Below are 6,757 nucleotides of genomic sequence, written 5' to 3' on the forward strand. Positions count from 1 at the left end.
TTGTGAGCGAACTCATTCGCGTACCTGACATCGGCAGCGGTGAAGGTGAAGTAATTGAACTGTTTGTGAAGGTCGGCGACCGTATCGAAGCCGACCAGAGCATCCTGACTCTGGAATCGGACAAGGCCAGCATGGAAGTGCCGGCCCCGAAAGCCGGCGTCATCAAGAGCCTGAAAGTGAAGCTGGGCGACCGCCTGAAAGAAGGCGACGAACTGCTTGAGCTGGAAGTCGAGGGCGCCGCGCAAGCGGCCCCTGCACCTGCTGCTGCACCGGCTGCAAAAGCTGAAGCCAAACCGGCTGCCGCTCCTGCTGCTGCCGCGCCAGCCGCTGCCCCTGCTGCCCCTGCTGCCGCTTCGGTACAGCAAGTGCACGTGCCGGACATCGGCTCGTCGGGCAAGGCGCAGATCATCGAGATCCAGGTCAAGGTCGGCGACACCGTCGAGGCTGATCAATCGTTGATCACCCTGGAATCCGACAAGGCGAGCATGGAAATCCCGTCGCCTGCCGCGGGCGTGGTCAAGGCCATCAGCGTCAAGCTCAACGACGAAGTCGGCACTGGCGACCTGATTCTGGATCTGGAAGTGGCGGGGGCTGCGGCGCCTGCTGCGGCCGCTCCGGCTCAGGCTGCTGCGCCGGCCGCTGCCGCTGCGCCTGCTTCTGCGGCAGCCCCGGCTGCTCCAGTGGCTGACAGCGTTCAGGACATCCACGTTCCGGACATCGGTTCGGCCGGCAAGGCCAAGATCATCGAAGTCCTGGTCAAGGCTGGCGACAGCGTTGAAGCCGACCAGTCGCTGATCACTCTGGAATCCGACAAGGCAAGCATGGAAATCCCATCGCCTGCCGCTGGCGTGGTGGAAAGCATTTCCATCAAGCTGGACGACGAAGTCGGTACCGGCGACCTGATCCTCAAGCTGAAAGTCAAAGGCGCGGCCCCTGCTGCCCCTGCTGCCCCGGCTCCAGCTGCCGCCGCTGCTCCTAGCGCTCCGGCGCCAGCCGCTGCTGCTCCGGCTGCCGCTGCACCTGCTGCTGCCGCTCCGGTTGCTGCTCCAGCCAAGCCTGGCGCCAAAGTTCACGCTGGCCCTGCCGTACGTCAACTGGCCCGTGAGTTCGGCGTCGAGCTGAGCGCCGTTGGCGCCAGCGGTCCGCACGGTCGCATCCTCAAGGAAGACGTGCAGGTTTACGTCAAGGCGATGATGCAGAAGGCCAAGGAAGCACCGGCCGCTGGCGGCGCAACCGGTGGCGCGGGCATCCCGCCGATCCCGGTCGTGGATTTCAGCCGCTTCGGTGAAATCGAAGAAGTGCCGATGACCCGTCTGATGCAGGTCGGCGCCGCCAACCTGCACCGCAGCTGGCTGAACGTGCCGCACGTGACGCAATTCGACTCGGCGGATATCACCGAGCTGGAAGCCTTCCGTGTTGCGCAAAAAGCCGTCGCGGAGAAGGCCGGCGTCAAGCTGACCATCCTGCCGCTGCTGCTCAAGACCTGCGCGCACCTGCTCAAGGAGCTGCCGGACTTCAACAGTTCGCTGGCGCCAAGCGGCAAGGCGATCATTCGCAAGAAGTACGTCAACATCGGTTTCGCGGTCGACACCCCGGATGGCCTGCTGGTACCGGTCATCAAGAACGTCGACCAGAAGAGCCTGCTGCAACTGGCCGCAGAAGCTGCTTCGCTGGCTGAAAAAGCCCGTACCAAGAAGCTCTCTTCGGACGAGATGCAAGGCGCCTGCTTCACCATTTCCAGCCTCGGCCACATTGGCGGCACCGGCTTCACGCCGATCGTCAACGCGCCGGAAGTGGCGATCCTCGGTGTTTCCAAGGCAACCATTCAGCCAGTCTGGGACGGCAAAGCCTTCCAGCCGAAACTGATGCTGCCACTGTCGCTGTCCTACGATCACCGCGTGATCAACGGCGCTGCTGCTGCACGCTTCACCCAGCGTCTGGGCAGCCTGCTGGGCGACATCCGCACCATCCTGCTGTAAAGCGTTCGGCCCTCCGGCAACGGAGGGCCGATTGCGTTCCACGTTTTCGAGCGCCACACGCTCGTACCTCAACCCCGTCAGTTTGACGGGGCTTTTTTTGCCCGAAGAAAAGTTACAACGCTTTTATTCCTACAACTTCGGTCTACTTAAGCCACGAGTCCAGTCCACTTCGCGCCGATATTTTTTATCCGCCGACAACTAACCTTGGCGGCACAAGTTAAACGAATAACTTGCTAAACACTGACCGTTATTCAAGTATCAATTCGAACGGATTCGAACATGTTAAAAGCAACTGTCGGCCCGATTATTGGCCATACAACAACTAATCACGCACGCATCTTCATGCGCGGCGACTCGCAAAACAACGCCACCACATTTGCCGGCCTGCGTTATCGAAAGCGCGACAGCAATCAATGGTCAAATAGCCTTTTTTCCCGTTTAAGTGCATTGCGCGATTTTTGCCAGGTCTTTTCATTGAATGACCTGGAGAGCCATTGCGAGTATGAATACCAAGTGGGCTGGTTCAGCCCCATGAGCCCGGTGCATACCGTCGAGAGCATCGCCGAATTGCCTTTGCAATGGCCGCGCGAGATCTACCGCTTTCGCACCCGTGCCAGCGACGCCGCGCAGCCACGCGCTTACATCATCGGCTCCTGTCGCTACCTGCGCATGACCGCCGGCATTGCTTCCCTGCCCCAATTTGGCGACCGTATATTCGCCTCGATCAATCAGTTGATCGAAGGCGCCGAGCCGCCGATCAGCGCCACCCTGATGACCGGAGACCAGATCTATGTCGACGACCTCAACCTGATTGCCCCGGATCGCGAGTACAAGGACATCCTCGATAAATACCGCGCGGCCTTCTCGCAACCGAATATTCAGCGGCTGATGTCCGGCACTTCGACTTACATGATCCTCGACGATCACGAAATTGAAGACAACTGGCCGGCGAACGCCAGCAAGTCCGATCATGAGTTATATCGCAATGCAATGGCGGCGTATGAGTTGTATCAAGCCAGTCATAGTCCAACACATGAACTAACAGTTGATGGCGAGATCGATCACTCGAAACTGGCGCATTACTGGTATCAGTTCAGCGATGGCGATATTGAATGGTTTGTCACTGATAGCCGCACTCGGCGCAACCTGGCTGCTGATGATCGACGCATCCTGGACAGCGAGCAGGAACAGGCCTTGGTCGCCTGGCTGAGCAACAGCAAGGCACGGGTCAAATTCGTGGTCACCAGCGTGATGTTCTATCCGGATCGCAAACTGCACGGCGACGATGCCTGGAAAGCCTTCCCGGAGCAGCGCCTGCGTCTGCTGGAAACCATTCGCACCCGACAGATCAGGAATGTCGTATTCGTCTCGGGCGACGTGCACGGCTCGCTGACCTCGCGCCTGACCCACAGCGAAGACCCGGATTTCGAAGTCCACACCATCGTTTCCTCGCCGCTGTGCAACAGCAAGCTGTTGCCCTATGCCAAGGCGTCGACGTTCATCCTCGATCAACCGCTGGCGCGCACGGCGGCGGGTGACTATCAACATGAGTTGACCAGCACTGTGGTCAGCGAAGACAACTTCGCCCATGTAGTGGTCGAGGCTGATCAGATTTTGATCAATTACCATGATCGAGATGGCAAGAAGCTGCAATCGCTCAGCCTGAAATTACGTTGAATCTAAAAGATCGCAGCCTTCGGCAGCTCCTGAAGGACATCGTATATCCCTGCAGGCGCTGCCGCAGGCTGCGATCTTTTGCTCTTTTCAACCACCCACTGGAGAAATGCCCCGAGCGGCCGACACATTCTTATAGCACTTGGCCTTCATCTCTCTTGTCAGTCGGTGCCGCAATGATGCAACCTTGCCGCAGGCAACAGTAAAGAGGGCGAGAGCCCGGCGCGTTCAGCATATTTCCAAGCGAGTTCCTTCATGAAGAGCCAACCCGATGCCGCCAGCCGTATGGCGGCCGAGGTAGTGACGCAGTTGCCTGTGCCCTCGCGGCTCGGCATGCTGCGTTTCGAGCGCTTGAATGAAGCCAGTTGGGCGATGCTGTTTCTCGATCCCAACTGCGAACGCCAGTTCGGCCAGCCGGCCGTTGAGCTCTGTGCACTGGTCGGTTCACCGTATGCCAGCCTGATGGAGCCTGAAGCGCGCTATCAGTTGCACGACGCGATCCAGCAGCAACTGCGCGACAGCCCGCATTATCTGGTGCGCTACACCCTGCACACCGCTGCGGGCGTGCTTAGCATCCTCGAACTCGGCGAAGCCTATAAACAGCACAATCGACACTTGCTGCGCGGTTATCTGCTGGCAGTCGATAACGTGTTCGACGAAGCGCCGACGCTGCCGTCCGTTGACCTCGAAACCCAGAACTCGCGCCTGCAGATCGCCCTCGAACTCAACCAGCGTGCCCAGCAGGAACAGCTGCAGCACCTCGATCGCGTACGCGCCCAGCAGGATCTGATTCTGCTGCTCGCCCGCCAGCGCTACAGCAGCCACAACTCGCTGCAGGAAGCCGCCGAACTGATCACCCGCTGCGCCTGCGATATCTATGAAATCGACTGCGCCAGCCTGTGGAACCTCGAAGGCAATCTGCTGGTGCCGATTTCCGCGTATCACCGCGCGACGCAGGAATACATCCTGCCGGAAGTGATCGACATCAGCGGCTTCCCCGACTACATGGAAGCGCTGCACGGCAGCCGCGCCATCGACGCGCATAATGCGATGCGCGACCCGCGCACCCGTGAGATGGCCGAAGCCCTGCGCCCGCGTGACGTCAACGCCATGCTCGACGCCAGCATCCGCGTCGACGGCCAGGTGGTCGGCGTGCTCTGTCTGGAGCAGACCGGCGTCACCCGCGCCTGGCAGTCCGACGAAATCGCCTTTGCCGGTGAGCTGGCCGACCAGTTCGCCCAGGTCATCAACAACCACAACCGCCGCACCGCCACCAGCGCCCTGCACCTGTTCCAGCGTGCGGTCGAGCAAAGTGCCAACGCCTTTCTGCTGGTCAATTGCGACGGCGTGGTCGAGTACGTCAACCCGAGCTTCACCGCGATCACCCAGTATTCCACCGAGGAAGTCCACGGCCAGCGCCTGTCGGAACTGCCGGCGCTGGAGAACCTCAGCGAGCTGCTGTTCGACGCGCCCTCGGCGCTGGCCAAGAGCAACAGCTGGCAGGGCGAATTCAAGAGCCGGCGCAAAAACCTCGAACCGTACTGGGGCCAGTTGTCGATCTCCAAGGTGTATGGCGACAACCGTGAGCTGACGCACTACATCGGCATCTACGAAGACATCACCCAGACCAAACTGGCGCAACAGCGCATCGAGCGTCTGGCCTACACCGACAACCTGACCAACCTCGGCAACCGCCCGGCGTTTATCCGCAATCTGGACGAACGCTTCGCCCGCGACAGCGATACGCCGATCAGCCTGCTGCTGGTGGACATCGACAACTTCAAACGGATCAACGACAGCCTCGGGCACCAGACCGGTGACAAGTTGTTGATCAGCCTCGCCCGACGCCTGCGCAACAGCCTCAGCCCGAGTGGCAGCCTCGCGCGCTTCGCCAGTAACGAATTCGCCGTGCTGCTCGACGACACCGACCTCGTCACCGGCCAACAGATCGCCAACCAATTACTGGCGACCCTCGACAAACCGATGTTCGTCGACAACCAGTTGATCAGTGTCACCGGCTCCGTGGGCCTGGCCTGTGCGCCGCTGCATGGTCGCGATCCGCAGACCCTGATGCGCAACGCCGGTCTGGCCCTGCACAAGGCCAAGGCCAACGGCAAACACCAGGTCCAGGTGTTTACCGAAGCACTCAACGCCGAGGCCAGTTACAAGCTGTTCGTCGAGAACAACCTGCGCCGCGCCCTGACCCAGAATGAGCTGGACGTGTTCTACCAGCCCAAGCTGTGCCTGCGCAGCGGTCGCCTGCTGGGCATGGAAGCGCTGTTGCGCTGGAACCACCCGGAGCGCGGCATGATCCGCCCGGACCAGTTCATCAGCGTTGCCGAAGAGACCGGCCTGATCATTCCGATCGGCAAGTGGATTGCGCGTCAGGCCTGCCGCATGAGCAAGGCGCTGACCGCGGCGGGCATGGGCAACCTGCAAGTGGCGATCAACCTCTCGCCGAAGCAGTTCTCTGATCCGGATCTGGTCGCGTCCATCGCCAACATCCTCAAGGAAGAAGCGCTGCCGGCCAACCTGCTCGAACTGGAGCTGACCGAAGGCCTGCTGCTGGAAGCCACCGAAGACACCCACTTGCAGCTCGACCAGCTCAAGCGTCTGGGCCTGACCCTGGCCATGGACGACTTCGGCACCGGTTACTCGTCGCTCAGCTACCTGAAGAAATTCCCGATCGACATCATCAAGATCGATCGCAGCTTCATCCACGAAATCCCCGACAACCAAGACGACATGGAAATCACCTCCGCGGTGATCGCCATGGCCCACAACCTGAAACTCAAAGTCGTGGCCGAAGGCATCGAGACCGCCGAGCAACTGGCGTTTTTGCGTCGCCACCGCTGCGACGTCGGCCAGGGCTACCTGTTCGACCGGCCGATCCCCGGCGCCGAGCTGATCCAGGCGCTCAAGCGCTACCCGCGCGGCCCGCTCTGCCTGTAGCCCCCATAGATACCCTTTCGACGAACTCCCCTTGTGGGAGCGGGCTTGCTCGCGAATGCGGTGGGTCAGCAGAGAAAATGTTGAATGACACACCGCATTCGCGAGCAAGCCCGCTTGTGTCTGAGTAAGGGAATAAACTCTGAGGTGAGAGG

The 6,757-nt window shown here is 60.5% G+C and carries 3 protein-coding genes; all 3 read left to right on the top strand.

Annotation, left to right across the window (positions count from 1 at the left end; genetic code table 11):
* Positions 1 to 2: 2 nt before the first annotated feature.
* The 3 genes from aceF to QRN61_RS27460 all read left to right on the top strand — a co-directional run bounded on the left by aceF (position 3) and on the right by QRN61_RS27460 (position 6,605).
* On the top strand, positions 3 to 1,979 hold the full coding sequence (gene aceF / locus QRN61_RS27450) for a dihydrolipoyllysine-residue acetyltransferase (protein ID WP_027611362.1): 1,977 nt from the start codon (positions 3 to 5) through the stop codon (positions 1,977 to 1,979).
* Between the two features lie 279 nt (positions 1,980 to 2,258).
* A complete protein-coding gene (locus QRN61_RS27455; protein WP_285376420.1) occupies positions 2,259 to 3,656 on the top strand; it encodes an alkaline phosphatase D family protein in 1,398 nt (465 codons plus the stop codon).
* Between the two features lie 252 nt (positions 3,657 to 3,908).
* On the top strand, positions 3,909 to 6,605 hold the full coding sequence (locus QRN61_RS27460) for a putative bifunctional diguanylate cyclase/phosphodiesterase (protein ID WP_285376422.1): 2,697 nt from the start codon (positions 3,909 to 3,911) through the stop codon (positions 6,603 to 6,605).
* The last annotated feature ends 152 nt before the right edge of the window (positions 6,606 to 6,757 follow it).

The sequence above is a fragment of the Pseudomonas sp. lyk4-TYG-107 genome (genome assembly GCF_030209055.1).
Taxonomy (GTDB): Bacteria; Pseudomonadota; Gammaproteobacteria; order Pseudomonadales; family Pseudomonadaceae; genus Aquipseudomonas; species Aquipseudomonas putida_A.

Bases quoted from the DNA above. Each gene is read 5' to 3' on its own strand.
- QRN61_RS27455 (WP_285376420.1), top strand. From the start codon at position 2,259: ATGTTAAAAGCAACTGTCGGCCCGATTATTGGCCATACAACAACTAAT.
- QRN61_RS27460 (WP_285376422.1), top strand. From the start codon at position 3,909: ATGAAGAGCCAACCCGATGCCGCCAGCCGTATGGCGGCCGAGGTAGTG.